Source organism: Bradyrhizobium sp. RD5-C2 (genome assembly GCF_019972155.1).
GTDB lineage: Bacteria > Pseudomonadota > Alphaproteobacteria > Rhizobiales > Xanthobacteraceae > Bradyrhizobium.
The window spans coordinates 419493-442634 of the sequence record NZ_BOVL01000019.1 but is presented as its reverse complement, the minus strand read 5'-3'; the positions used below and the strand labels follow the sequence as shown (position 1 = coordinate 442634).

Below are 23142 nucleotides of genomic sequence, written 5' to 3'. Positions count from 1 at the left end.
ATGGGGTTACGCTGGATCGTCATCGCAGATTAGCTCGTTGTTCACGCATGATCCTTCCGGATCATGCGCTAATGCGACGCCGGCTGTTCCGGCTTGCCGCGACGACCGAAACGGCTCTTCACACCCTCGCGCCAGCCCTGGAAGGTGACGAACAGCATCGGCACCAGGAAGATGCCGATCGAGCTGGCGGCCAGCATGCCGCCGAACACCGCGGTGCCGACCGCACGGCGGCTGATTTCCGCGGCTCCGGTCGCGACCACCAGCGGCACCAGGCCGAGGATGAAGGCGATCGAGGTCATCATGACCGCGCGGAAGCGCATCTGCGCGCCCATCGTCGCGGCCTCCGCGATCGGCCTACCGGCCTCGCGCTGCTCCTTGGCGAATTCGACGATCAGGATGCCGTTCTTGGCGGCGAGCGCGATCAGCACCACGAGGCCGATCTGGCCGTAGAGATCGAGATTGAGGCCCGCGAGCTTGATCCCGAGATAGGAGCCCAGCACGCCGACCGTGACCGATAGCAGCACCGGAATCGGGATCGTCCAGCTCTCATAGAGCGCCACCAGGAACAGATAGGCAAACAACACCGCGAGCGCGAGGACGATGCCGGTCTGGCCGGACGCCGCCTGCTCCTGATAGGCGGTGCCGGTCCATTCATAGGAATAGCCGGAAGGCAGCGTCGTCTTGGACAGGTCGGCCATCGTCGCGATCGCGGTGCCCGAGGACACGCCCGCCGCCGGGCTGCCGTTCACCGTTACCGAGCGATAATTGTTGTAGCGCGTGATCACCTGCGGGCCGGTCACGATGCGCAGGCTTGCGATCGAGCGGATCGGCACCATCTCGCCGCCGGTGTTGCGCACATAGATCTGCCAGATGTCGGGGATGTCGCGCCGGTTGGCCGCATCGCCCTGCACGTTGACCTGCCAGGTGCGGCCAAACAGGTTGAAATTGTTGACGTAGATGCCGCCGAGCGTGGCCTGCAGCGCGGTGAACACGTCGGCCATGTTGAGGCCGAGCGCCTGCGCCTTGGTGCGGTCGATATCGAGAAAGACCGACGGGTTGGTCGCGGTGAAGGTCGAGAACACGCGGGCCAGATTTGGATTGCGGTTCGCCGCGCCGATCAACCCGCCCATCACGCTGCTGAGCGATGCCGGATCCTGCCCCTCCAGCGCCTCGAGCTGATATTCGAAGCCGCCGGAGGTCGACAGCCCGATGATCGGCGGCAGGTTGAACGGCAGCACCGAGGCTGAACGGATCTGCGATCCCGCGATGAAGGTCTGCCGGATCGCGGCCTGCACCGAGTCGGTGACGGCCTTGCGGTCGGCGAACGCCTTCATGCGCGCCACCATGAATGTCGAATTGGGCTCGCTGGCGCCGTCGAGCAGCGAGAAGCCGATGATCGACAGCACGTGGTCGACCGCCGGGTTCTTCTTCAGGATCGCTTCAACCTGCTTGGTGACCTCGCTGGTGCGCGCCACCGAAGCGCCGTCAGGCAGCTGCACCGCGATAAAGAACGCGCCCTGGTCTTCCTCGGGCAAGAAGCCGGTCGGCGTGATCTTCGACACGCCGAACACTGCGCCGGCAAACACCAGCACCGCAACCAGTGACAACACCGCCACGCGGACCAGCCGCTGCACGATGCCGGCATAGCCGTCGCGGACCCAGTCGATACCGTCGAGCACCCGTCCCATGATGCCGCGGCGCGGCCCGCCGTGACGCAGGAACACGGCGCACAACGCCGGCGACAATGTCAGCGCGTTCAGCGCCGAGATCACCATCGCGGCGCTGATCGTCACCGCGAACTGGCGGAACAGCGTGCCTGAGATGCCGGGAATGAACGCGATCGGCACGAACACCGAGAGCAGCACCAGCGAGATCGCGATGATCGGCGCCGTGATCTGCTCCATCGCCTTCTTGGTGGCATCCGCCGGCGACAGCTCCGGCTCCTCCTCCATGACGCGCTCGACGTTCTCGACCACGACGATGGCGTCGTCGACCACGATGCCGATCGCAAGCACCATCGCCAGCAGCGAAACCGTGTTGGCGGAATAGCCGAGTGCCAGCAGCACCGCGAAGGCGCCGATCAGGCTGACCGGAACCGCGACCGCCGGGATCACCGTGGCGCGCAGATTGCCGAGGAACAGGAACACCACGATCACGACGAGCACGAAGGCCTCGCCGAGCGTCTTCATCACTTCCTTGATCGTATCGGAGACGAAGGTCGTGGAGTCGTACTGCACGAGGTAGGTCAGCCCCGGCGGGAACCGCTCCGACAACTTCGCAAGCGTGGCCTGCACGGCCTTGGCCGTGGTCACGGCGTTGGCGCCGGGCGCAAGATAGATGCCCATCGGTACGCCGGGATTGCCGTCGATCCGCGACTCCGAGTCCGAGTTCTGCGCGCCGATCTCGACGGTTGCGACGTCCCTGATCCGCAGCACCGAGCCGTCGGGATTGGCCCGCAGCACGATGTCGCCGAACTGCTTGGATGTCGTCAGGCGGCCCTGGGTCTGCACGTTGAACTGGAACTGCTGGTCGTCGCTGATCGGGCGCGCGCCGATGCGGCCGACCGGCGCCTGCACGCTTTGGGCGCGGATCGCGGCGATCACGTCCGACGGCGCCAAATTGAGGCTGGTCAGGCGCTGGGTGTCGAACCAGATCCGCATCGAATAGTTCAGCTTGGCGAACAGCGAGGCCTGTCCGACGCCGGGCGTGCGCGAGATCGCATCCAGAACGTTGATGATCGCGTAGTTGGTAATGAACAGCGGATCCTGCTCGCCGCTCTTGCTGTAGAGCACGATGAACTGCAGCACGGCCGAGGATTTCTTCTGCACGGTCAGGCCCTGCGCCTGCACCTCGGTCGGCAATTGCGCGAGCGCGCTCTGCACCCGGTTGTTGACGTTGACGGTGTTGATATCGGGGTCGGTGCCGAGCGCGAACGAGACCGTCAGCGTATAGCTGCCGTCATTGCCGCTGGTCGACTTCATGTAGAGCATCTTGTCGACGCCGACGACCTGCGCTTCCAGCGGCTGGGCGACGCTCGATTCGACGACTTCGGCTGAAGCGCCGGGGAATACGGCCGAGACCGTGACTTGCGGCGGCACGATGTCAGGAAACTGGGCGACCGGGATTTGCATCAGCGCCAGCGCGCCCGCGATCGTGATCACGAACGCGATGACGATCGCAAGCCGCGGACGATCGACGAAGACAGCGGAAATCATGGGTTGTTGCCCGTTGCTTTCGGCGTGCTGCCAGCGCTGCCGTCTGCAGAAACCTTCATGCTGGACTGGATCAGCGCGCTGGCGGGTCCTGGCGCAACCACCTCGCCCGGCCTGACTTTCTGCAATCCCTCGACCACGACCTTGTCGCCAAGCGCGATGCCGCTCGTCACCGCGGCGATCGTCGATGTCGATTGCCCCAGCTGGATCCGCTTTTGCTCGGCCTTGTTGTCCGCGCCGACGACATAGACATATTCGCCCTGCTGGTCCGACAGCACCGCCGAGCGCGGGATCGCCAACACCTCGACCGGCTGCACGCCCTCCAGCAGCACGGTCACGAACTCATTGTCGGTCAGTTCGCGGACCGCACCGCCGGCTGCGACCGATGTGTACGTCGACGGGTTGGGGATAGTACCGCGCAACGAGATGGTGTCGGTGTTCTGAGTGATCGTGTTGTTGACGAAGTTCAGCTCGCCGACCTGATCGTAGAGCCGGCCATCCGTCAGGCGCACCCGGATCACGACGGCCTTGAAGCCACCGCGCGTCGCATAGCGTTCGCGCAGATCGAGCGCCTCGCGCACCGGTACGGGGAACGTGACATACATCGGGTCCTGGCTGACGATGGTCGTCAGGGTTCCCGAGCTCGGCGTCACGACATTGCCCTCGGTGACGGCGGTGCGTCCGATCCGGCCGTCGATCGGCGAGCGGATCACAGTGTAGTCGAGATTGATCTGGGACAAGTCGACCTGCGCCTGCGCGGCCTGCACCTGCGCCTCGAGGCTCTGCTGGTTGGCGACCGCCGCGTCGACGTTCGATTGCTGGCCGGCCGGTCCGCCCATCAAGGCCTTGGCCCGATCGGTGGTCAGCTTGGCGTTGACCAGCGTCGCCTGCAACTGGGCGACTTGCGCCTTCTTCGATGCCAGGTCGGCCTCGAACGGACCGCGCTCGAGTTGATACAAGAGGTCGCCGGCCTTGACCTCGGCGCCCTCGACGAAGTTCCGCTTCTCAAGAAACGCCGTGACGCGCGCCACCACGTTGACACGGTTGGGGGCCTCGATGCGTCCCAGGAATTCACTGGTCTCGGTGACCGGCCGCTTCACCGCCTCGAACACGCCCACGGCAGGAGGTCCGGGCGGCCCCGCCTGAGCATGGGCCGCCGACATCCCGAGTGCCGCCAATCCCGCCGATACCAGAAGCCCTGCCAATCCACCGAGCATTCGTTCCGTACCACTCATGCTGTCCAACCCTTCGGCTACCAACAAGCTCTACGAGACGGATATGACGTCGAGTTCCCTCAGACCGGGAGGGTCAGGATGGGCAAGATGCATGACAGGAGATCATAATGCGACCAATCCGACAATCCTGTAACCCGATCGCCTGCTTCGCTGATCCCGGCAACAGGCGCTTCGAGCTATGTATGGTCGAAGTCAGACGTGGCGCCTGTATGACGGCGTCTTGAAAGCGGACGCAACGGCCCGTGCCGCTCACAACGCGATGGCGTTCTTCAAGCGCGACGTCTCTTGATAGGCGGGCGACGCCAGATGGCCGTACAGCCATGGCCTTGCGCGCTTGCCGCTGGCCTCGTGCACGCCGTCGAAGACATCCATGTCGATCAGATCCGGATGAGCCGATGATGCATAGACGGATCGCATCTCCGCGAACTTCTCGTCCCGCCCGAGCTCGATCGCGTTTGCAGCATCACGGTTGCCGATCTCGACGAACAGCGGACACGGACGGAGCAGATACGCCAGCTCTGCACCGGTGTATTTGGCGCGGCTGTTGGCGAAATGAATGTAGGCCGCAAGTTCAATGCCGAGGTTCTTGCTGATGGCGGACGACATCAGAAACTTCTTCTCGTCACGCATATATCCGGAGGCGATGGTCGGCCGCATCCGCCCCGTCGCGGCTTCCAGGTGCAGCGCGAGGAAGGCGCCCGAGGACACCCCATAGACGCCGACATTCAGACCGGACGCGCCGGTCAGCTTCCGGCAGACGGTCTCGCCGGCGTCGATCGATGCGCACGACACGTTGTGCGCGGAGACGCCATGGGATGCCAGCATCGCGGCGATGTTGTTCTGGCTTTCCTGATTTCCGATCTGGACGATGTAGGGACACCAGACGACATAGCCGTCCTGGCAAAGCTGCTTGCCGAGCGCGTTCATGTAGTCCCTGTCGGCATCATCGAAGCACCGCTCCGGCGTGCTCGCCATGCCATGGCCGAGCAGGATCAATCCCTTGAACGCGCTGTCGGGAATCCCGAGACATCCACGCACCGGCACGCCGCATTCCAGATCGAACTCGACCTTCACGACCGAGAATCCATCCGCCGTGCCGCGCCAGAGAATCCGGATCTCGTCGCGCGATGGCCGATACAGCCGGCGCGCACGGAACAACGAATGCATCTCCCTTCGAATGTCCGGGCCGGTGGCGACTGCGCGCAGCTTTCCTCTGGTCGCGATGTCGAAGAACGACCGGCAGAACGTATCGTAGCCCAGCGCCGGCAGATCGACATTCGCGCACGATCCCTGGCAATGACTCAGCGTCAGCGTGTTGCCGGTGACCGACGAGGGTCCGACCAGCGTCATCAACAATCCGGAAAGCGCCCTGCGGCTGATCATCGGCCCTCCCCCGAGCCGGCGAAGGCTCGACTGCATGTCGCCGCTTAGCAGGCGCGACAAGTCGCGCGGATACAAATTAAAGGATGTTCATGGTCGAAGGATCGCGCACAGCGTTGCAAACGTGTGACGCTGGCGAGCCTCGCGCCGCAGCAATTCATGCCGGATACGTTTCGAGACGCTTCGGAAATATGTCTGACTGTCTCGCAGGTTCAATTTCGCCACACGCGGCGATGATCGTCAGGTCTTGACCGTCAAGGCGGCGGCCGCTCGCACGGCTGCGGCTGCAACCAAGTGCCGATGTCGGGAGGGCACCGAGGTGTCCTCCCAACAGCTCTGGCCGAGAGCTTCCTGCACGCCTCGCCATTCGACCAATCCACCCGCTCCCAAGCATCCAGGTAATATCCTTCCCAGACTCCGGATCGCGTCACGGCAGTTGTCGGACGCTGAGGTTCCAGTCATCATTCCGCGGGCCTGATTGCCCTGCGAGACCGGGAATGGTTGCCAGTCCTGCCTTTGCCGAATTCCTGCGCGAGCAACTCGCGCCGCTCGGCCGCATCACGCTGCGGCGCATGTTCGGCAAGACCGGCGTGTTCTGCGACGGCGTGATGCTCGGGATGGTCACCGACAATACACTCTACGTGCGGGTCGACGATCAGAACCGCGAGACCTTCAAGGAGGCGGCGGCGAGCCCGCCGCTCAACTACGCCAAGCAGGGCGCGACCATCGATCTCGCCTTCTGGCGGGTGCCGGAACGGCTGTTTGACGAGCCCGACGAACTCGTCGTCTGGGCGCAGGCCGCGCTGGCCGCCGCGCGCCGGGTCGCAGCCAAACGAGCACGGCCCTCCGCGCCCGCGCGAAAATCCCGAACGAGCCCGGCGAAACGCCGCAATTCCCCTTGATGCGCGCTGACGCGCACCGGGAAAGCCCGGACTCGTGGCTTGGGCTGAATTGCTCTACGCAATACTTACGCGGTCGAGGGGTTAATCTGTTGGGCAGCAATATTTCCTGGAATGACCGATGGCGAACGACCTGCACGAGCATCTGATTGACCTGGCCTACGAGGCCGCGGTCGTCCCCGAGCTGTGGCCGAACGTGCTGCATCAGGTCGGCGGGATCGCGCGGGCCCGCGGTATCGTGCTGCTGACGGCGGCCCCGCACGACGTCCGCTGGGTCGCATCCCCCGACATGCACGACGACACGGTTGCCTATGTCGAGGGCGGCTGGCACGAGCGCAACGGGCGGTTGCCGCGCCTGCTGGCGGCCAACCATGCCGGCTTCCTGCGCGACATCGACGTGTTCGACACCCCCGAGGACGTGCAGCAGGATTTCCAGATCCGCGAGTTCTTCCGCCCGCGCGGGCTCGGATGGGGTGCCGGCACCGCGATCCCGGTGCCGAGCGGCGACGTACTGATCTACAGCGTCGAGCGCGAATACCGGCACGGACCGATCGAGCGGGAAGCGATCGAGCAGCTCGACGCGCTGCGCCCGCATCTGGCGCGGGCGGCGCTGCTGTCGGCGCGGCTCGGGATGGAGCGCGCCCGGGCGGCAACCGAGTCGCTGGCGATGCTCGGACTGCCCGCGGCGGTGCTGCGGCGCGGCGGCCGTCTGATGGCGGCCAACCCGCTGTTCGACCGCCTGGTGCCCGATGTGATGCAGGATCGCACCGATCGCCTGACGCTGGCGGCAGCCGCCGCCGACGCGCTGTTCGCACAGGCAGTGGCGGCACTCGATCAGGGTCTCATCAGCGCCGAGGTCCGCTCGGTCCCGATCGCGGCACAGGACGATCGCCCGCCGCTGATCGTGCATCTGGTCCCGATCCAGGGCGCAGCGCGCGACCTGTTCGATCGCGCGCTGGCGATCGTGATCGTGACGCCGGTGGTGCCGGCAGAAGTGCCTACCGCGGAAGTGCTGCAAGGCCTGTTCGACCTGACGCCGGCCGAGGCGCGCGTCGCGCGCGGCATCGGCGAGGGACGCACCGTCGAGGCCATCGCCGGCGCATTCGGCATCTCCCGCGAAACGGTGCGCAACCAGCTCAAGGCCGTGCTGGCGAAGACCGGGCTCGGCCGACAGGTTGAATTGGCCGGACTGCTCGCCGGCGCCAAGGTGCCGCCGGGTCCGTCCGCGGACTGAGACTCAGGCCGCGTTCAGACGAACCTGGCAGAAACCGGCGACACGGTTAACTGCATCGGCGGTCATTGGACCGTTGTCCGCAAAGTCGAAGCCATACGCCTTGCCTGGATAGAGAGCGCGCAACCATCCGCCGGGCCGCGGCCTCGGGGGCAACGCCAAGGATCGCATGTTCAAACGGCGCGGGTTACGCTAGTGGTAGTTCCCCCTCCTCCCACCGTGCGCCCACCCGGCGTACGTCCAGTCAATGAGTGTATCTGAATGGCCGAAGCCGACCTCGACGCCGTCATCCGGCAAACCGCAAGAGCGCAGACCAAGGCCGTGATGGCGGCTGCCAAGAAGCGCCAGGCCGTCTGGGTCGCGCGCGCCGCCAAGGCCAAGGACAAGGAGACCAAGGCGCGCTTCCGCTTCCTGGCAAAGAGCACGATCCTGAACGCGACCGCGACCGCCAAGCGATTGCAGAATTCGGCGGAGAACGCCGCCGACGCCTATGCCCGCGCCATGAAGAAGGCGATGGAAGAGCCGCCGCCGGCCAAGAAGCCTGCGAAGAAGAAAGAGGACGCTTAGCTAAGGAGCACGCATGCTCACCGTTCACCATCTCGGCAAGTCGCAATCGGAGCGGATCGTCTGGCTGTGTGAGGAGCTTGCGATCCCGTACGAGCTGAAGTGCACCACGCGCGATCCGGTCACGATGCTCGCGCCGGCCGACTACAAGGCGCTGCACCCGATCGGCGCCGCGCCCGTCATCACCGACGGCGCGCTGGTGCTGGCCGAATCCGGCGCGGTCGTCGAATACATCGTCGCCAAATATGGCAATGGACGGCTGACGCCGACATCGGACCATCCCGACTTCGCGCAGTTCCTGTACTGGTTTCACTTCGCCAACGGCACGCTGCAGGCGCAGATGGGCCGCAGCATGATCCTGAATCGGCTCAACCTCGCCGCCGACAATCCGGTGCTGGCTGCGACCCGGGCGCGGGTCGACCGCTCATTCGATCTGATCGAGGCACGGGTGCGCGACGCGACATATCTTGCGGGCGAGGTGTTCACGACGGCCGATATCATGATCGGCTTCTCGCTGACGACGATGCGCTATTTCCTGCCCTACGATCTCGGCCACCGCCCCAACATCAGGAATTATCTCGGCCGCATCGCGGCGCGCCCGGCCTATCAGCGCGCGATGCAGAAGGGCGATCCGGGCATGGCGCTGCTGCTGACGTGAGGTCGTGATGCCGCGTTACGTCGCCTTGTTGCGCGCGGTCAATGTCGGCGGCACCGGCAAGCTGCCGATGACCGAGTTGAAGGCGATGTGCGTCGATGCGGGATTTGCCGACGTGCAGACCTATATCGCCAGCGGCAATGTCGTGTTCTCCTCGAAGCTCGGCGCGCCCAAGGTCAAGGCCGCGCTGGAGCAGCGGCTGCACGCCTATGCCGGCAAGCCGGTGGGCGTCGCGGTGCGGAGCGCGGACGAGATCGCCGCGGTGCTGAAGGCCAATCCGTTTCCGAAAGCGCCGCCGAACACGACGGTCGCGATCTTCCTCGACGAGCCGCCGCCCAAGGATGCCTTGAAGGACGTCAAGGGCCAGCAGGACGAGCAGATGCGGCTCGGCAAGCGCGAGATCTATGTCGTCAATGGCAGCGGCATGGGCCGCTCGAAGCTGAAGATCCCCGCCGCCGCCAACGGCACCGCGCGCAACCTCAACACGATCGCGAAGCTCGCCGAGATGGCGGCGGGCGATGACTAAGCCGAACCCGTCATACTGAGGTGCGAGCCACTTCGGCGAGCCTCGAAGGATGAATCGGCCACCAGCCGGGCCGTGCATCCTTCGAGACGCGCTACGCGCTCCTCAGGATGACGGATTACGTACTTCAGCGTCGATTACCTCTCGTGCACGACAAATCCTTCGGCGCCGAGCCTCGTCAGCACTTCTTCCAGATGCGCGCGGTCGCGGGTTTCGATCACGAGTTCGAGCAGCGTCGCCTTGGCCGGCAGGTCGGAGAAGGTGCGCTGATGCGAGACCTCGATGATGTTGGCGCCGGCATCCGCGAGCAGGATCGACACTGCCGCGAGCTGGCCAGGCCGGTCGACGATGTCGAGCGCCAGTTGGGTCAGCCGTCCCTCGCGCGCCAGCTCGCGGGTCAGCACCGAGGCGATCAGCCTGGTGTCGATATTGCCGCCGGTCAGCACGAGGCCGACATTGCGGCCAGCAAAGCGCCCGCGTGCCGCGAGCACCGCCGCGAGGCCAGCGGCGCCGGCGCCCTCGACCACCGTCTTCTCGATCGAGATCAGGGTCGCGACCGCGCGCTCGATCTGATCCTCGCTGACCAGCACGATGTCGTCGACGAGTTCGCGAACAATTTTGGTGGTGATCCGCCCCGGCGCCTTGACGGCGATGCCCTCGGCGAGCGTATCGCCGCGCATCGGCAGCTGCGCGCCTTTGACGGCATTGTACATCGAGGGATAGAGCTGGGCCTGCACGCCGATAACCTGCACCGACGGCTTGATCGCCTTCGCGGCCGTGGCGATGCCCGAAATCAGCCCGCCGCCACCGATCGGCACCACCAGGATATCGAGCTCCGGCACCGCCGCGAGCATTTCGAGCCCGATCGTGCCTTGTCCGGCAATGATCAGCGGATCGTCATAGGGATGGACCAGGATCAGGCCGCGCTCTGCGGCATGCGCGCCGATGAACGCGAAGCATTCTTCCAGCGTCTGCCCGGTGATGATGACCTCGGCGCCGTGCCGCCTGGTGTTCTCGATCTTCACCATCGGCGTGCCCACCGGCATCACGATGGTGGCGGGGATACCGAGCCGCTTGGCGTGATAGGCGACGCCCTGGGCGTGATTGCCGGCCGACATCGCGATCACCCCGCGCTTGCGCTCCTCGGGGGAAAGCGCCTGCAGCCGGTTCAGCGCCCCGCGCTCCTTGAAGGTCGAGGTGAACTGCAGGTTCTCGAATTTGAGGAACAGGCGGCAGCCGCAAATCTCGCCCAGCGTACGGCTCTCGTTGCACGCCGTAACCATGACCGAATCCCGGATCACGTCGGCGGCACGGCGCACGTCGGCGAGAGTTACGTCAGCAAGGGTAACGGCGGGTGTATTGGAAGGATGCGGCATTGGGTTTCGCTTGGGTCCGTTTCGTCAGACGGAACCTAGCGTGTTTCGGCGCCGAAAACGACCGCGGTCGAGCATGATCCGGAAAAGTGCGAAGCGGCTTTCCGGAAGATCATGCTTAAACAACGAGCTGGAGCGCGATGTAGGTCGAACCCCATCGCGCTATCGCTCGGTCAATACCTCTTCCTCCGGCTCGGCCGGCCGGGCCAGCTCGATCTCATCGCATTTGGGGCAAACCAGCGCGGTCCGAAAATGCTTGTCGAGCACAATGGTGCGCGTCCTGCCGCATTGGCAGCGCATCGGCTTATCCATGGAGGGTCGGCCCGGGTTCGAGATGCAAGGAAGCGTGCACCTAGCTACCCCGGTCCGGTTAACCCAGTGTGACGCGCCGCCGGAAAAATCAGAAGAAACCCGCGCTGAGATCGAGGCCATAGCTCGCCCTGAGCACCGCGACGAACAGGATCGCAAAGGCGAACAGCAGGACATGCCGGGCGATATTGCTCCGAAGCGAATTGGCCGGAAACACGCGTGCGATCGATTGAGCCAAAGCAGTCATTTGCGACCTCCAGAGCCACGTCCCGAAGTTAGGTCGCGCGCAGGGCCATGAGGTTCAACGCGGCTCGCGGAACGGCCGGCGGCGCACCGATGCACTCGGCTCCGGGTCACGCTGCGGCCGCGCCTTGTTCCTGAAGCGGTGGCCGACCACGATCAGCTTGCCTTCTTCGCGGATCGCAGACTCGGCCAATGGCGCAGGCGGCAGATTGTCTTGCGTGACGGCCTCCAGCGTACACAGGAACTCGCGGCCGGCCGCTGTGATCTCCCAGCCTTCGACGTCACGCAGCACATAGCGATTGCTAAAGATGTCGAGTTCGGGAACCCGCGACGCCAAACGCTTGATCCGCGTATGCCAATCGTCGCCGCTCGACGCAAGGATAGCGAGGTCATGCTTGAGTGAATCGAGCGTGGCCCTGCCGCTGACGTGACTGGCCAATATTTTTAGAATCGCAACCTGTATGCTCAACTCAAAGCCTCGACCGCCACGGTTCTTTTTGTTCTGCGCAGCCGATCTGGAAATTATCGCGCTGATGACTCAGGCGTCCAGTCATCAGCGCCAGTTATCCAGAAGACGGCACGACGGTATCGATTTACGCTGCGTGTGATGTGCCGACGCGGCGCTCGGGCCGCTGCGACGACATCGATTCCTCTTCCATATCCTGCGGCGCGCCCCAAAATTCCCGCACCGTCGGCCCGTGCTTCAATCTGCGGGCGCGCAGGAAGCCGAGAATCTCGTGCGGCCAGACCCGGCGTCCCATCTGCGTGTACCAGCGCATCGCATGACGAAGCCCGGCGTCGCGATGAAACAGCACGCGGAGCAAGGCCTTCGGGCGACATTGCAGCACCATCTCGGTGAACTTGAACCAGAGCAGTACCCGCCATGGCGGCATATGCCGCGTCGCCAGCACCTGATGCTTGTAGTCCCAGAGCCTGCGATCGGTCTGAATGACGCGCCGTTCTGCCGCGAGACGGAAATACGGCGTCCAGCGATGCGGCGTGACGTAGAGCATCTGGATCTGATCGGGATCGTAGGACAGCAACTGCCGCAGGCCGCGCCAGTGATCGCGATCGGTCTCCTCCTCGAAGCCGACCACCCAGGTCGCCATCGACAGGATGCCGTGCTGGCGCAACAGGCGGATCGCGTCGCGATCGATGGTGGTGGTCGCGCCCTTGCGGATCAGCTCCAGCGTCTTCTCGTCGGTGTTCTCCATGCCGAGCAGGAAGCGCTGCCAGCCCGCCTTCTTGTAGAGATGCAGGATGTCGGCATCGCGGACGATGTCGTCGGCGCGGGTCGAGCCGACCAGGATCAAATCGACATTCTCAGCGATCAGGGCCTCGAGGAACGTGCGCCAGGCTTTCTTCGAGACGGTCGGATTCTCGTCGGCGAAATTGATCACCTTGACGCCGTGCTCGCGATGGAGCCGTGCCAGCTCCCTGGCGAACCGCGCGGGATCGCGGTGCCGCCATCGCGTCCAGAAGCCGCGCTGGCCGCAATAATTGCACAGATGCGGACAGCCGCGTGAGAACTGCACCACGACGGCGCGCAGTCCACCCCAGTAGCTGTAGCGCGCGTGATCGATCAACTCCCAGCCGACGCGATAGGCATCGAGATCGCGGATGACAGGCGCGGGCCGCGTGGCGCGCGGTCCGTCATCGTCGCGAAATGCGATGCCGTCGATGCCGCCGAGGTCGCCGCCATATTCCAGCGCCCGCATCAGGCGGCGCGCGGTCTCCTCGCCCTCGCCGCGCACGATCGCGGTGACGTAAGGCTCCTCGCGCAGGATCTCGCGCCAGTGATAGGTCGGGAATACGCCGCCGTAGACGATCAGCGCCCCAGGCACAGCCCTGACGATCGCTTGCGCCACTTGCGCGATGACCGGATGGCCCGAGGTCGAGCCGGAATGGCCGAACAACACGGCATCCGGCGCAAACCGCGATGCCTCCGCCAGGATCGCCGCAAGCGGCATCGGCCCGAACTCGGCATCGAGAAGACGGACTTCATGTCCGTCATCGATCAGGGGACCTCCGATCGACAGCAGCCCGAGCGGCGGCAAATGGTCGTCGGGAATCCGGCTGCCGATCGCCGGATGCGGCACGTTGATGAGAAGTATGCGCATGGATGATCGCTCCCGCTTTGGTTGGCGTGATCGTTCGTCCCCGCATCTTGTGTAAGGAGAGCCCAACCCCCCGGCCGGGCTTTAGGAACCATTGGAAGCGCAACTGTGCGCTAGAAAGTCGGCACCTCCGCCGGTGCGCTCGCAGTCAGCCCGCCGAAGCGGCGCTCGCGGCGATGGAAGGAAGCGAGCGCGTCGGCGAGATCATCGGCCTCGAATTCGGGCCACATCCGTTCGGTGAAATGCAGCTCGGCATAGGCGCCTTCCCAGAGCAGGAAGTCCGACAGCCGTTTCTCGCCCGAGGTGCGGATGATCAGGTCGACATCGCGCAGGCCGGGCTCGCCGGTGATGAGATCGGCAAAAGCCTCGCGGTCCAGCGGGCCTGCGCCGGCGGCGCGCGCGGCGGCGTTCAGGATGGCGTCGCGCGCCGAATAGTCGATCGCGATGCGCAGATGCAGCGTGGCGCCGTCGGCGGTCTCGGCCTCGGCGCGCGTGATCGCGGCGGCGATGCCGTCGGGCAACCGGTCGCGGCGACCGATCACGGTGAGGCGAACACCGTTGCGCACCAGGGCTGCGATCTCGTTGGCGAGGTAGAACCGCAGCAGCCCCATCAGCGCCGTGACTTCGGCCTTCGGACGGCGCCAATTGTCGCTCGAGAACGCGTAGAGCGTCAGCGTGCCGACGCCCTGGTCCGGCGCGGCCTCGACAATGCGGCGGATCGCCTCGACGCCCGCCTCATGTCCGCGCAGACGCGACAGGCCGCGCCGTGTCGCCCAGCGGCCGTTGCCGTCCATGATGATACCGACATGGAGCCGCGCGGCGGCTATCGGCTTGAGCGCAACATTACTTTGCATCACAAAGTCTCCGGGTAAAAAATGGCATAATCAAATCGTCTGAACGCCGAGCCGTCCGGGCGCACCTTCGTGCTTGCCGGCGGCTTTGGCGGCGTCGCGCACCAGCTGCTCGAGCACGGCGAGATAATCGAGGAAGCGGCGGCGACCGCTCTTGGTCAAACGGCAGGTGGTGTGCGGGCGATTGCCTTCATAGCCCTTGATGACGTCGACGAGGCCGGCCTCCTGCAGCACCTGCAGATGCCGGCTGAGATTACCGTCGGTCAGGCCGCAAAGCTGCTTGAGATCGGCGAAGGCGAGCCCCTTCGGATGCGCCATCAACGAGGTCAATAATCCAAGCCGCGCCTTCTCGTGGATGACGCGGTCGAGGCCATCATAGGCGAATGGCGCGGTGGTCACGTCAGTCTTCGACATCATTGCCTCCGGAAGCGAAATACAACAGTGCTGCGAGCAGCAACTGGCCGATCGCGAATGGCAGGCCCATGGTCCAGGGCGATAGTGCGTGGCTCTGGCTTGCGATCAGCAGCACCGTGAAGCCCGACAGGAAATACCAGGCGCCGCCGAGCGCGATCGTGCGCGGCAGCAGGCGAACCGAGGCAAACACGCCGAGGCTGACCAGCACCTGCCACAGGCCGGGCAGCATCCACAGCGTCTCGGGCGCGAATTTCCATTGCAGGATCGCGAGCAGCACGCCGGCGATAACAGCGGGAACGAATTGCTCGATCGCCTGCTGGACCATCGCGTCTGCAAGGCCGGAATGATGCCGCCGCGAGCGCGCCTGCATCTCGATCCAGATCAGCACCGCGGACAGCAACGCGGCGGCCGCCCAGCCCGCAAGGAATGCGATCGGATGACCGGTGGGATCGGCAAGCCAGAGATATTGGGCAAGCGCCGTGACGAGCGCGATACCGCTGGTGGCGGCGACGGTCGCCGGACCGTAGCCGCGGAATGCGGTTCCGGCCGCAATCTGGCTGCGGATCGCGAGAATATCGGCCAACGCCTTGTCGAGGTCGCGCATGATTCGCCCGCACTTTGCAATGCAAAGTATACGGGATCACCAAGCAAACGCAAGCGGCACCGCGCCGCTTGCCGCGCGATGCTTAACGGCCGGTTACTGCGCGGATTGCGGCGAAACCGTGCCGCCTCAGACCTTCACCAGACTGGTAAAGCCGCCATAGATCATCCGCTTGACGTCGAATGGCGCCGTCTTCGGATCCATCGACGACGCCAGGCGCGGGTCGGCCATCACCTTGGCATTGATCCTGTCGCGCTGAGCGCGCGACTTGTAGGTGATCCAGGCGAACACGACCGTTTCGCCGACCTTCAGCTTCACACTCTGCGGAAACGACGTCAGCTTGCCCGGCTTGACGTCGTCGGCAACCCATTCGCGATAATCCAGCGCGCCGTGTTCGCGCCAGACCTTGCCGGCCATCTTCGAGAGCTGCGCATAGGCCTTGAGTTTCTTCTTCGGCACGGCGACGACGAAACCATCGACGTAAGGCATTGGCGTTTCCTGTTGTCTGGTTCCCCGTCATTGCGCGGAGCCAACGAGGCGCGCACTCGCGCGACCTGTTGGCTCGCAATGACGATCAGGAGCGGCAGCAGGATGCCTGAACCGGCGCCGGTTGGTATTGGTCACGTAGCCGCACCCAATCCATCGGATAGGGCAAGCCCTCCTCGTGGCGGCCGAGCGGCGTCAGATCGAGATAGTGATAGGCCGCATTCATCATGTCGAGGCCGCGCGCGAAGGTCGAGTAAGTGTGGAACACGCTCCCCTTGCCGTCGCGGAAGAACACGCTGATGCCGGGCAGTTCGGGACCATAGAGCGGGGTCGTTCCATAATTGTATTTCGCGTCCCCGGCATCGATCTGGCCTTGTGTGAACGACACACCGTAATCGTAGTTGAAGTCATTGGCGCCCGACGAAACCCAGTCGAAGCTCCAGCCCATCCGCTGCTTGAAGGCCTCGAGCTTGGCCAACGGCGCAAGCGAGATCGCCACCATCGTGGTGTCGCGTGCCGCCAGATGCGGCGCCATGCGGTCGAAGCCGTCGACCCAGAACGAGCAGCTCTTGCAGGCTGCGTCCCACTCGGGCGCGAACATCACATGCTGCACCACGAGCTGCGGCCTACCCTTGAAGAGATCGCCGAGCGTCACCTTGCCACCAGGTCCGTCGAACACATAGTCCTTGTCGACCTTCACCCACGGCAGCTCGCGGCGTTGCCGGCTCAGCGCTTCGCGGGCCTGGGTGAGTTCCTTCTCGCTGATCATCAGCGCCTTGCGGGCCGCGATCCATTCGTCGCGTGAAACGATCTTGTGCTGTTGCATGAGATGCTCCCTTGCGGTTCAGGCGTCGACGTACTGTACGAGATTGCCGAGGAATTCGTTCCAGCCGCGCTGGTGGTTGTCGCGCGCGGTCTCGTCGACGAACTGCGCGTGATGGAAGGTGAGCAACGTACCGCCGGCGTCGGGCTTGATCGACACCGTCACCTCGGACTCGCGCTCCGGCGTCGAATGCCAGGCCCAGCTGAACACCAGTCTCTCGTTCGGCACCACCTCGCGATAGATGCCGCCGACCTCGTGATATTCGCCGTTGGCGCCGGTGAACTTGATCCGGTAGCGTCCGCCGACACGGACGTCGAGCTCGGCCTGTGTCGTGCCGGGCTTGACCTGGCCCGGGCCGAACCACTGCACTAGGTTTTCCGGCTCGGTCCACGCGGCGTAGACTTTTTCCGGCCGGGCGCGGAGGCGCCGCGTGAGGGTGAGGCTTGGGCGCGCGGCAAGGCCGGCGTCGGCTGCGGATTGGGTTGCTGATTTAATTGCCGATTCGATTGCCATGGGTCTTCCTCCACAAAAGCGGCAAGGCGGTCGAGATTGTCGGACCAGAATTGCGCATAGCGATTGAGCCAGTTCATCGCTTGCTCCATTGGCCTCGCGGTGAGCCGGCAGGCCACCGTGCGGCCGGTCTTCTCGCGCGCGACCAGGCCGGCATCCGTGAGCACGTCGAGATGCTTCATGATCGCCGGCAACGACATCGCAAATGGCTGCGCCAGTTCGCTCACCGACAGGCTTTCCTGCTCGCCGAGCCGCGCCAGCAGCGCGCGGCGGGTGGGGTCGGAAAGCGCCGCGAAGGTACGGTCCAGCGTCTCGTCTTGATACTTAACCATGTGGTTTAGTATAGACGCAAACGGCGCGGCGTCAAGCGCCCGGCATCACGATCACGTTAAAGCCGGGGCGTCACGACGCCGGATGATTGGGACGATCGCAGGCGGACGGCAGCAGCGCCCTTCCAGCGGAGGCTACTGCCGGTGGTGCCGATGCCGGTGACGATGCGGCCGAGGCTGCTCCGGCTCGAGCTGCTCGCGAAACAGGAATCGCGGATTTTCTCCGCAAGCAAGAAAGCGTCCGGACACGCTCGCAAGGCACTGATCGTAGGTCTGATAGGCGCATTCACCGGGATAGCCCAGGCTCGGGCCCTGTGCGCACCACGGGTAATCATAGGGATCGGCGGCAGCAGGACTGATGCTCGCCGCACCGGCAAGCGTCATCGCTCCCAAGAAAAGCATTGCCATTTGCGATGCGCGCATGATCCGCCTCCTCAGATGCCGCAGTTAAAGCGCGGCATCTTGGGTAAGGTTCCTGAAGGTCATTTTATTCCGCGTCAAGGCCCGGCAATTGCCTCACAGGACAGGCATCGCTGCGTGGATCAGACCTGCCCAGCACGGTTCAGCGGAGCTGAACATACAAAGGCCCTACTCGACCTTGAGGCCGGCGAACTCGACCACCTTCTTCCACTTGTCTGTCTCGGCCTTGATGTCGTTGCCGAAGGCGTCCGGCGTCTGGATCAGCGAGTCGCCGCCGAGCTCGACCAGGCGCTTCCTCATATCGGTTTCGGCGAGAACGGCGTTGATCTCGGTGTTGAGCTTGGCGATCAGCTCCTTCGGCGTGTTCTTCGGCGCGCCCATGCCGAACAGCGCGCTCGCCTCATAGCCCTTCACGGTCTCCGCGATCGCCGGCACGTCCGGCAGTTGCGAGGAGCGTTCCGTCGTGGTCACGCCGAGCGCGCGCAGCGAGCCGGAGCGGATGTGCTGGATGATCGAAGGCATGTTGTCGAAGATCACCTGCACCTGGCCGCCGAGCATGTCGGTGATCGCGGGCGCGGCGCCGCGATACGGCACGTGCTGCATCTTGCAGCCGGTCATCGACATGAACATCTCGCCGGAGAGGTGCACCGAGGTGCCATTGCCGGAAGAGGCCATGTTCACCTTGCCGGGATTGGCCTTCACATACTCGATGAACTCGGCGACGTTCTTCGCCGGCACGTCCTTGTTGACCGTCATCACGTTCGGCACGCGGTTGAAGGAAGCGACCGGCGCGACGTCGCGCACGAAGTTGAACTTCAGATTGGCGTACAGCGAGGCATTGATGTAGTTCGCCGGATTGACCAGCAGCACGGTGTAGCCGTCCGGCTCGGCATTGATCGCAGCTTCGGTGCCGATATTGTTGCCGGCGCCCGGCTTGTTTTCGATCACGAACTGCTGGCCGAGCTTCTCCGACAGCCGCTGCCCGATCAGCCGCGCAATGATGTCGGTGGCGCCGCCCGGCGGATAACCCACGATCCAGCGCACCGGTCGCGCCGGATAGTCGGCAGCCGAAGCGCGGCCGATCGCGAATGTCGAAATCCCCGACCCGATCAGGCCCAGCGCGGCGCGGCGTGAAATCATGAAGTCTCTCCCAATCCCGCAGGGTTTGACCCCTGCCCGTTTCTGTTGCGTTGCGTGCGGCGCGGTTTTAACAAACAATGTCTGAAGCGGCCAGTGCGACACGTGCGACACCGACCGCGACGAAAGACTAAGCTGCAACGCTCCGGACCGAAGAGGATCGATCATGTCCGTCAAGGTGAATGGGCTCGACCATCTCGTGATCAATGTCACCGATGTGGTGCGCTCGGTTGCCTGGTACAGCAGGATCCTCGGCATGGAGGTGAAGGTGTTCGATCCCGGCAAGGGCAAGACACCGCGCACCTCGCTGGTGTTCGGCAACCAGAAGATCAATGTGCGGCCGCGCGATGCCGACAAGGTGGAGTGGTTCACCGCCGATCATGAAGCGGCCGGCAGCGACGATCTCTGCTTCCTCACCTCGAGCACGCCTGACCAGGTGGTCGCGCATCTGAAGGCCCATGGCGTCAAGATCGAGGAAGGCCCCGTCGCCAAGCAAGGCGCGCGCGGCACGCTGCGCTCGGTCTATTGCCGCGACCCCGACGGCAGCCTGATCGAGATCTCGTCGTATGAGAGGGATCCAAGCTAGCTGTCGTTCGTCACTGCGAGCGAACCATTCGCGCGAATGCGCGCCCGACGACAGGCTGCGCGAACAGATCCATCCGTTCCGCGCGGCGGAACGGATTGCTTCAGCGCAAGATCACTTTGCAAATTCCGATTTGCTCTCGGCGCACGCCGATGGCAGAACTGATCTCAACCAAGATCAATGGCGGCCGGCAAGGCTGCGCGGGAGGACATATGACGACTTCACAGCCAGTGCCGGGCATCGTGGGACCGTTTGCGGGGCTCGACGTGCCATGGCTGCTCAGGATGCGCGCCGAGGTGCGCCGCGATCATCCGTTCCTGATCTGGGCGCCGTTCGATGCGCCGGCGCGGCGCTGGAGCTACGGCGAATTCCATGAGCGCGTCGGCGCGCTCGCGGCGGGCCTCGCCAGGCGCGGCATCAAGCAGGGCGACTATGTCCTGATCCATCTCGACAACTGCGTCGAGGCGATCATGGCGTGGTTCGCCTGTGTCGAGCTCGGCGCCATTGCCGTCACCACCAACACCCGCTCGGCTGCGGCCGAGATCGAATATTTTGCCGACCATTGCGGCGCGGTCGCCGCGATCACCCAGCCGGCCTATGCCGAACTGATATCCGCCAACTGCAAGGGGCTGCGCTGGATCGCGGTGACCTCGCATGATGCGGGCCAAGCGCCGGCACAGCCGCCCGTCCGCGGCGACAGCTTTGACGCCCTGTTCGCCGACAGCGCCGACCGGCCGAAGCGCCCGATCGATCCGCTCGCTCCCTGCAGCGTGCAATACACCTCAGGGACCACGTCGCGGCCAAAGGCGGTACTATGGACGCATGCCAACGCGCTGTGGGGCGGCAAGATCAACGCCGCGCATCAGGACCTGCACGCGACGGACGTGCACCAGACCTATCTGCCGCTGTTCCACACCAACGCGCTGGCCTATTCGATGCTGGCGAGCCTGTGGGTCGGCTCGACCTGCGTGATCCAGCCGCGCTTCTCGGCGAGCCGCTTCTGGCCGGTGGCGCTCGAGCACGGCTCGACGTGGACCTCGACGATTCCGTTCTGCATGAAGGCGCTGCTGGAGCACGAGGTTCCGAAGAACCACAAGTTCCGCCTCTGGGGCACTGCCGTGAACGAGCCGCCGGCATTCGCCGTGTTCGGCATCAAGATCATCGGCTGGTGGGGCATGACCGAGACCATCACCCACGGCATCATCGGCGAGGTCGACCAGCCGAACCCGCCGATGTCGATCGGCCGCGCCGCGTCGGAATACGAAATCCGCATCACCAATGATGACGGCGCGCCGACCGCCGTCGGCGAGACCGGCAATCTCCTGATCAAGGGCATTCCCGGCCTGTCGCTGTTCGCCGAATATCTGCACAACGAGAAGGCGACGCGCGAGAGCTTTGACGAGCACGGCTATTTCATCACCGGCGACCGCGTCACGATGCTGGAGCGCGGCTATCTCAAGTTCGGCGATCGCTCCAAGGACATGCTCAAGGTCGGCGGCGAGAACGTCGCGGCCTCCGAGATCGAGCAGGTGATCGCGGTGGTGCCGGGCGTGCGCGAAGCCGCCGTGGTGGCGAAGAAGCACCCGATGCTGGACGAGGTGCCGGTCGTCTTCATCATCCCGCAAACCGGCGTCGCGGCGCTGCCCGCCGATCTGCACGACAAGGTCATGACCGCCTGCCGCAACGCGCTGGCCGATTTCAAAGTGCCGCGGGAAATCCACTTCGTCGACGAGATGCCGCGCTCGACACTGGAGAAGGTCGCGAAGGCGGAGTTGAGGAAGATGCTGGAGTGAGGCTTTCTCCGTCATTGCGAGGAGCGAAGCGACGAAGCAATCCATACAGCCGCGTGTGTGGAACTATGGATTGCTTCGCTTCGCTCGCAATGACGGGCAGACCTCAATTCACCTCAAACCGGATCGGCAGCTTCTTCGGGCCACTCACAAAATAGGCCTGCGTCATCTTCACCTCGCCGTCGAGCGACAGCGATTTGAGGTGCGGCAGCAGCTCCTCGAACAGGATGCGCATCTCGAGCTTGGCGAGATATTGGCCGAGGCAGAGATGCGCGCCATAGCCGAACGCGACGTGGCGATTGGGCTTGCGATCGCTGCGGAAGCGATCGGGTTCCTCGAACACGTCCTCGTCGCGGTTGCCCGAGGCGTAGCACAGCATCAGCCAGTCGCCCTTCGCGATCTTGCGGCCGCCGAGCTCGGTATCCGCGGTGGCCGAACGCATGAAATGCTTGACCGGCGTCATCCAGCGGATCGACTCGTCGACCAGGCCCGGGATCAATTCCGGGTTGGCCTTCACCTTGGCGAATTCGGCGGGGTCCCGAGCCAATGCCCAGATCGCGCCCGCCGTCGAGGACGAGGTGGTGTCGTGGCCCGCGGTCGCGACGATCATGTAATAGCTGGTCTGATCGTGCTCCGGCATGTAGTCGCCGCCGATCTTCGCATTGGCGATGACGGTGGCGAGATCGTCGCGCGGGTTCTGGCGACGCTCCTCGGTGATCTTGCGGAAGTAGGCGGAGAAGTCGGCGATGATCGCCTGCAGCATCGCGGAGACCTGTTCCGCGCTCAGCGCGTCGCGGACGCGCGCGGTGTCGGGATCCTGCGGACCGAACAGCTCCTGCGTCAGCTTGAGCATGCGCGGCTCGTCCGCCTCGGGCACGCCGAGGATCTCCATGATGACGTGCAGCGGATAGCCGAGCGCGACGTCCTCGACGAAATCGCACGCGCCGCCGCGGTCGAGCATGCGCTGCACCGTGGTGCGCGCGATCTCGCGGACGCGGGCCTCGAACTTGCCGAGATTGGCCGGCATGAACCAGCCCTGCGTCAGCGCGCGGTATTTCGGATGGTCGGGCGCATCCATCTGCACCAGCGAGCGCACCAGATTAGGCCCGCCGGTGATCTTGCGCACGCGCTCCTCGAGCGCCTGTGTCGTCAGCGTGGTCGGCCGGTCGGCATTGTGGAACAGCTCGTTCTGGCGGCTGATCGCCTGGATATGGGCGTGCTTGGTCACCACCCAGAACGGGTCGAACTTCTCGGGGCGCGCGATGCCGAGCGGGTTGTTGGCGCGCAGCCAGCGATAGCTATCGTGGATGCGGTCGTCGGCATAGGCGACGGGATCGACGAGGGTTTCCGCGATATTGGCGGGGATATCAAAATCCCCGGTCGTTGCCGTGTCCATGATCGTCCTCACCTGCCCAAGCACCGGTCGCGCGCCGATGATCGCCGAAATCTAGGCGGAG

24 protein-coding genes are annotated in these 23142 nt (G+C 64.6%); 7 read left to right on the top strand and 17 right to left on the bottom strand.

What is annotated here, in order from left to right; genetic code table 11:
• Positions 1-68: 68 nt before the first annotated feature.
• The 3 genes from BraRD5C2_RS23110 to BraRD5C2_RS23100 all read right to left on the bottom strand — a co-directional run bounded on the left by BraRD5C2_RS23110 (position 69) and on the right by BraRD5C2_RS23100 (position 5830).
• Entirely contained in the window at positions 69-3215 is a 3147-nt protein-coding gene (locus tag BraRD5C2_RS23110) for an efflux RND transporter permease subunit (RefSeq protein WP_223971785.1), read from the bottom strand.
• The gene (locus tag BraRD5C2_RS23105) at positions 3212-4447 is read right to left on the bottom strand and encodes an efflux RND transporter periplasmic adaptor subunit (protein ID WP_374708035.1); all 1236 of its coding nucleotides are present in this window, start codon (positions 4445-4447) and stop codon (positions 3212-3214) included. The genes BraRD5C2_RS23110 and BraRD5C2_RS23105 overlap by 4 nt, the downstream gene beginning before the upstream one ends.
• Before the next feature lie 249 nt (positions 4448-4696).
• Entirely contained in the window at positions 4697-5830 is a 1134-nt protein-coding gene (locus tag BraRD5C2_RS23100) for a hypothetical protein (RefSeq protein WP_223971784.1), read from the bottom strand.
• Positions 5831-6324: 494 nt separating this feature from the next.
• On the opposite strand from BraRD5C2_RS23100, the gene BraRD5C2_RS23095 reads away from it, so the two are divergent.
• From BraRD5C2_RS23095 to BraRD5C2_RS23075, 5 genes are all read left to right on the top strand, one after another.
• Positions 6325-6729, top strand: a complete 405-nt coding sequence (locus BraRD5C2_RS23095) for a TfoX/Sxy family protein (protein WP_223971781.1) — start codon at positions 6325-6327, stop codon at positions 6727-6729.
• 118 nt (positions 6730-6847) lie between these two features.
• A complete protein-coding gene (locus BraRD5C2_RS23090) occupies positions 6848-7960 on the top strand; it encodes a helix-turn-helix transcriptional regulator (RefSeq protein WP_223971779.1) in 1113 nt (370 codons plus the stop codon).
• A 258-nt stretch (positions 7961-8218) separates the two neighbouring features.
• Positions 8219-8524 carry a hypothetical protein gene (locus tag BraRD5C2_RS23085; RefSeq protein WP_223971777.1) on the top strand — a complete coding sequence of 102 codons (306 nt, stop codon included), beginning with the start codon at positions 8219-8221 and terminating at the stop codon, positions 8522-8524.
• A gap of 13 nt (positions 8525-8537) precedes the next feature.
• Positions 8538-9179, top strand: coding sequence for a glutathione S-transferase family protein (locus tag BraRD5C2_RS23080; protein ID WP_223971774.1), 642 nt, complete (start codon positions 8538-8540; stop codon positions 9177-9179).
• Positions 9180-9186: 7 nt separating this feature from the next.
• The gene (locus BraRD5C2_RS23075) at positions 9187-9702 is read left to right on the top strand and encodes a DUF1697 domain-containing protein (RefSeq protein WP_223971770.1); all 516 of its coding nucleotides are present in this window, start codon (positions 9187-9189) and stop codon (positions 9700-9702) included.
• A gap of 134 nt (positions 9703-9836) precedes the next feature.
• Here the strand turns inward: BraRD5C2_RS23075 and BraRD5C2_RS23070 are convergent, their stop codons facing one another.
• From BraRD5C2_RS23070 to BraRD5C2_RS23010, 13 genes are all read right to left on the bottom strand, one after another.
• The gene (locus BraRD5C2_RS23070) at positions 9837-11075 is read right to left on the bottom strand and encodes a threonine ammonia-lyase (RefSeq protein WP_223971765.1); all 1239 of its coding nucleotides are present in this window, start codon (positions 11073-11075) and stop codon (positions 9837-9839) included.
• Positions 11076-11472: 397 nt separating this feature from the next.
• Entirely contained in the window at positions 11473-11628 is a 156-nt protein-coding gene (locus tag BraRD5C2_RS23065) for a response regulator (RefSeq protein ID WP_223971763.1), read from the bottom strand.
• Between the two features lie 54 nt (positions 11629-11682).
• Positions 11683-11961: an aminoacyl-tRNA deacylase gene (locus BraRD5C2_RS23060; protein WP_223971760.1), complete on the bottom strand. Its 279-nt coding sequence runs from the start codon at positions 11959-11961 to the stop codon at positions 11683-11685.
• A gap of 256 nt (positions 11962-12217) precedes the next feature.
• Positions 12218-13744, bottom strand: a complete 1527-nt coding sequence (gene bchE / locus BraRD5C2_RS23055) for a magnesium-protoporphyrin IX monomethyl ester anaerobic oxidative cyclase (protein WP_223971757.1) — start codon at positions 13742-13744, stop codon at positions 12218-12220.
• Between the two features lie 110 nt (positions 13745-13854).
• Positions 13855-14595: a di-trans,poly-cis-decaprenylcistransferase gene (locus tag BraRD5C2_RS23050; protein WP_223971754.1), complete on the bottom strand. Its 741-nt coding sequence runs from the start codon at positions 14593-14595 to the stop codon at positions 13855-13857.
• A 30-nt stretch (positions 14596-14625) separates the two neighbouring features.
• Positions 14626-15006, bottom strand: coding sequence for a transcriptional regulator (locus BraRD5C2_RS23045; protein ID WP_223971751.1), 381 nt, complete (start codon positions 15004-15006; stop codon positions 14626-14628).
• Positions 14993-15610, bottom strand: coding sequence for a hypothetical protein (locus BraRD5C2_RS23040; protein WP_223971748.1), 618 nt, complete (start codon positions 15608-15610; stop codon positions 14993-14995). The genes BraRD5C2_RS23045 and BraRD5C2_RS23040 overlap by 14 nt, the downstream gene beginning before the upstream one ends.
• A gap of 126 nt (positions 15611-15736) precedes the next feature.
• Positions 15737-16096, bottom strand: a complete 360-nt coding sequence (locus BraRD5C2_RS23035) for a DUF1428 domain-containing protein (RefSeq protein ID WP_223971743.1) — start codon at positions 16094-16096, stop codon at positions 15737-15739.
• A gap of 85 nt (positions 16097-16181) precedes the next feature.
• Positions 16182-16919, bottom strand: coding sequence for a DUF899 domain-containing protein (locus BraRD5C2_RS23030; protein WP_223971741.1), 738 nt, complete (start codon positions 16917-16919; stop codon positions 16182-16184).
• An 18-nt stretch (positions 16920-16937) separates the two neighbouring features.
• The gene (locus tag BraRD5C2_RS23025; protein WP_223971740.1) at positions 16938-17285 is read right to left on the bottom strand and encodes an SRPBCC family protein; all 348 of its coding nucleotides are present in this window, start codon (positions 17283-17285) and stop codon (positions 16938-16940) included.
• Positions 17285-17758: an ArsR/SmtB family transcription factor gene (locus BraRD5C2_RS23020; protein WP_223971738.1), complete on the bottom strand. Its 474-nt coding sequence runs from the start codon at positions 17756-17758 to the stop codon at positions 17285-17287. The genes BraRD5C2_RS23025 and BraRD5C2_RS23020 overlap by 1 nt, the downstream gene beginning before the upstream one ends.
• A gap of 132 nt (positions 17759-17890) precedes the next feature.
• Positions 17891-18178 (bottom strand): DUF3551 domain-containing protein, encoded by a 288-nt coding sequence (locus tag BraRD5C2_RS23015; RefSeq protein ID WP_223971736.1) that lies wholly within the window; start codon positions 18176-18178, stop codon positions 17891-17893.
• 165 nt (positions 18179-18343) lie between these two features.
• Positions 18344-19315: a Bug family tripartite tricarboxylate transporter substrate binding protein gene (locus BraRD5C2_RS23010; protein WP_223971734.1), complete on the bottom strand. Its 972-nt coding sequence runs from the start codon at positions 19313-19315 to the stop codon at positions 18344-18346.
• 163 nt (positions 19316-19478) lie between these two features.
• Between BraRD5C2_RS23010 and BraRD5C2_RS23005 the strand changes: the two genes are divergently transcribed.
• Both BraRD5C2_RS23005 and BraRD5C2_RS23000 read left to right on the top strand, forming a co-directional pair.
• Positions 19479-19898, top strand: coding sequence for a VOC family protein (locus tag BraRD5C2_RS23005; RefSeq protein WP_223971732.1), 420 nt, complete (start codon positions 19479-19481; stop codon positions 19896-19898).
• A gap of 209 nt (positions 19899-20107) precedes the next feature.
• Entirely contained in the window at positions 20108-21688 is a 1581-nt protein-coding gene (locus BraRD5C2_RS23000; RefSeq protein ID WP_223971729.1) for an AMP-binding protein, read from the top strand.
• 103 nt (positions 21689-21791) lie between these two features.
• Here the strand turns inward: BraRD5C2_RS23000 and BraRD5C2_RS22995 are convergent, their stop codons facing one another.
• Entirely contained in the window at positions 21792-23081 is a 1290-nt protein-coding gene (locus tag BraRD5C2_RS22995; protein ID WP_223971726.1) for a cytochrome P450, read from the bottom strand.
• Positions 23082-23142: the final 61 nt, after the last annotated feature.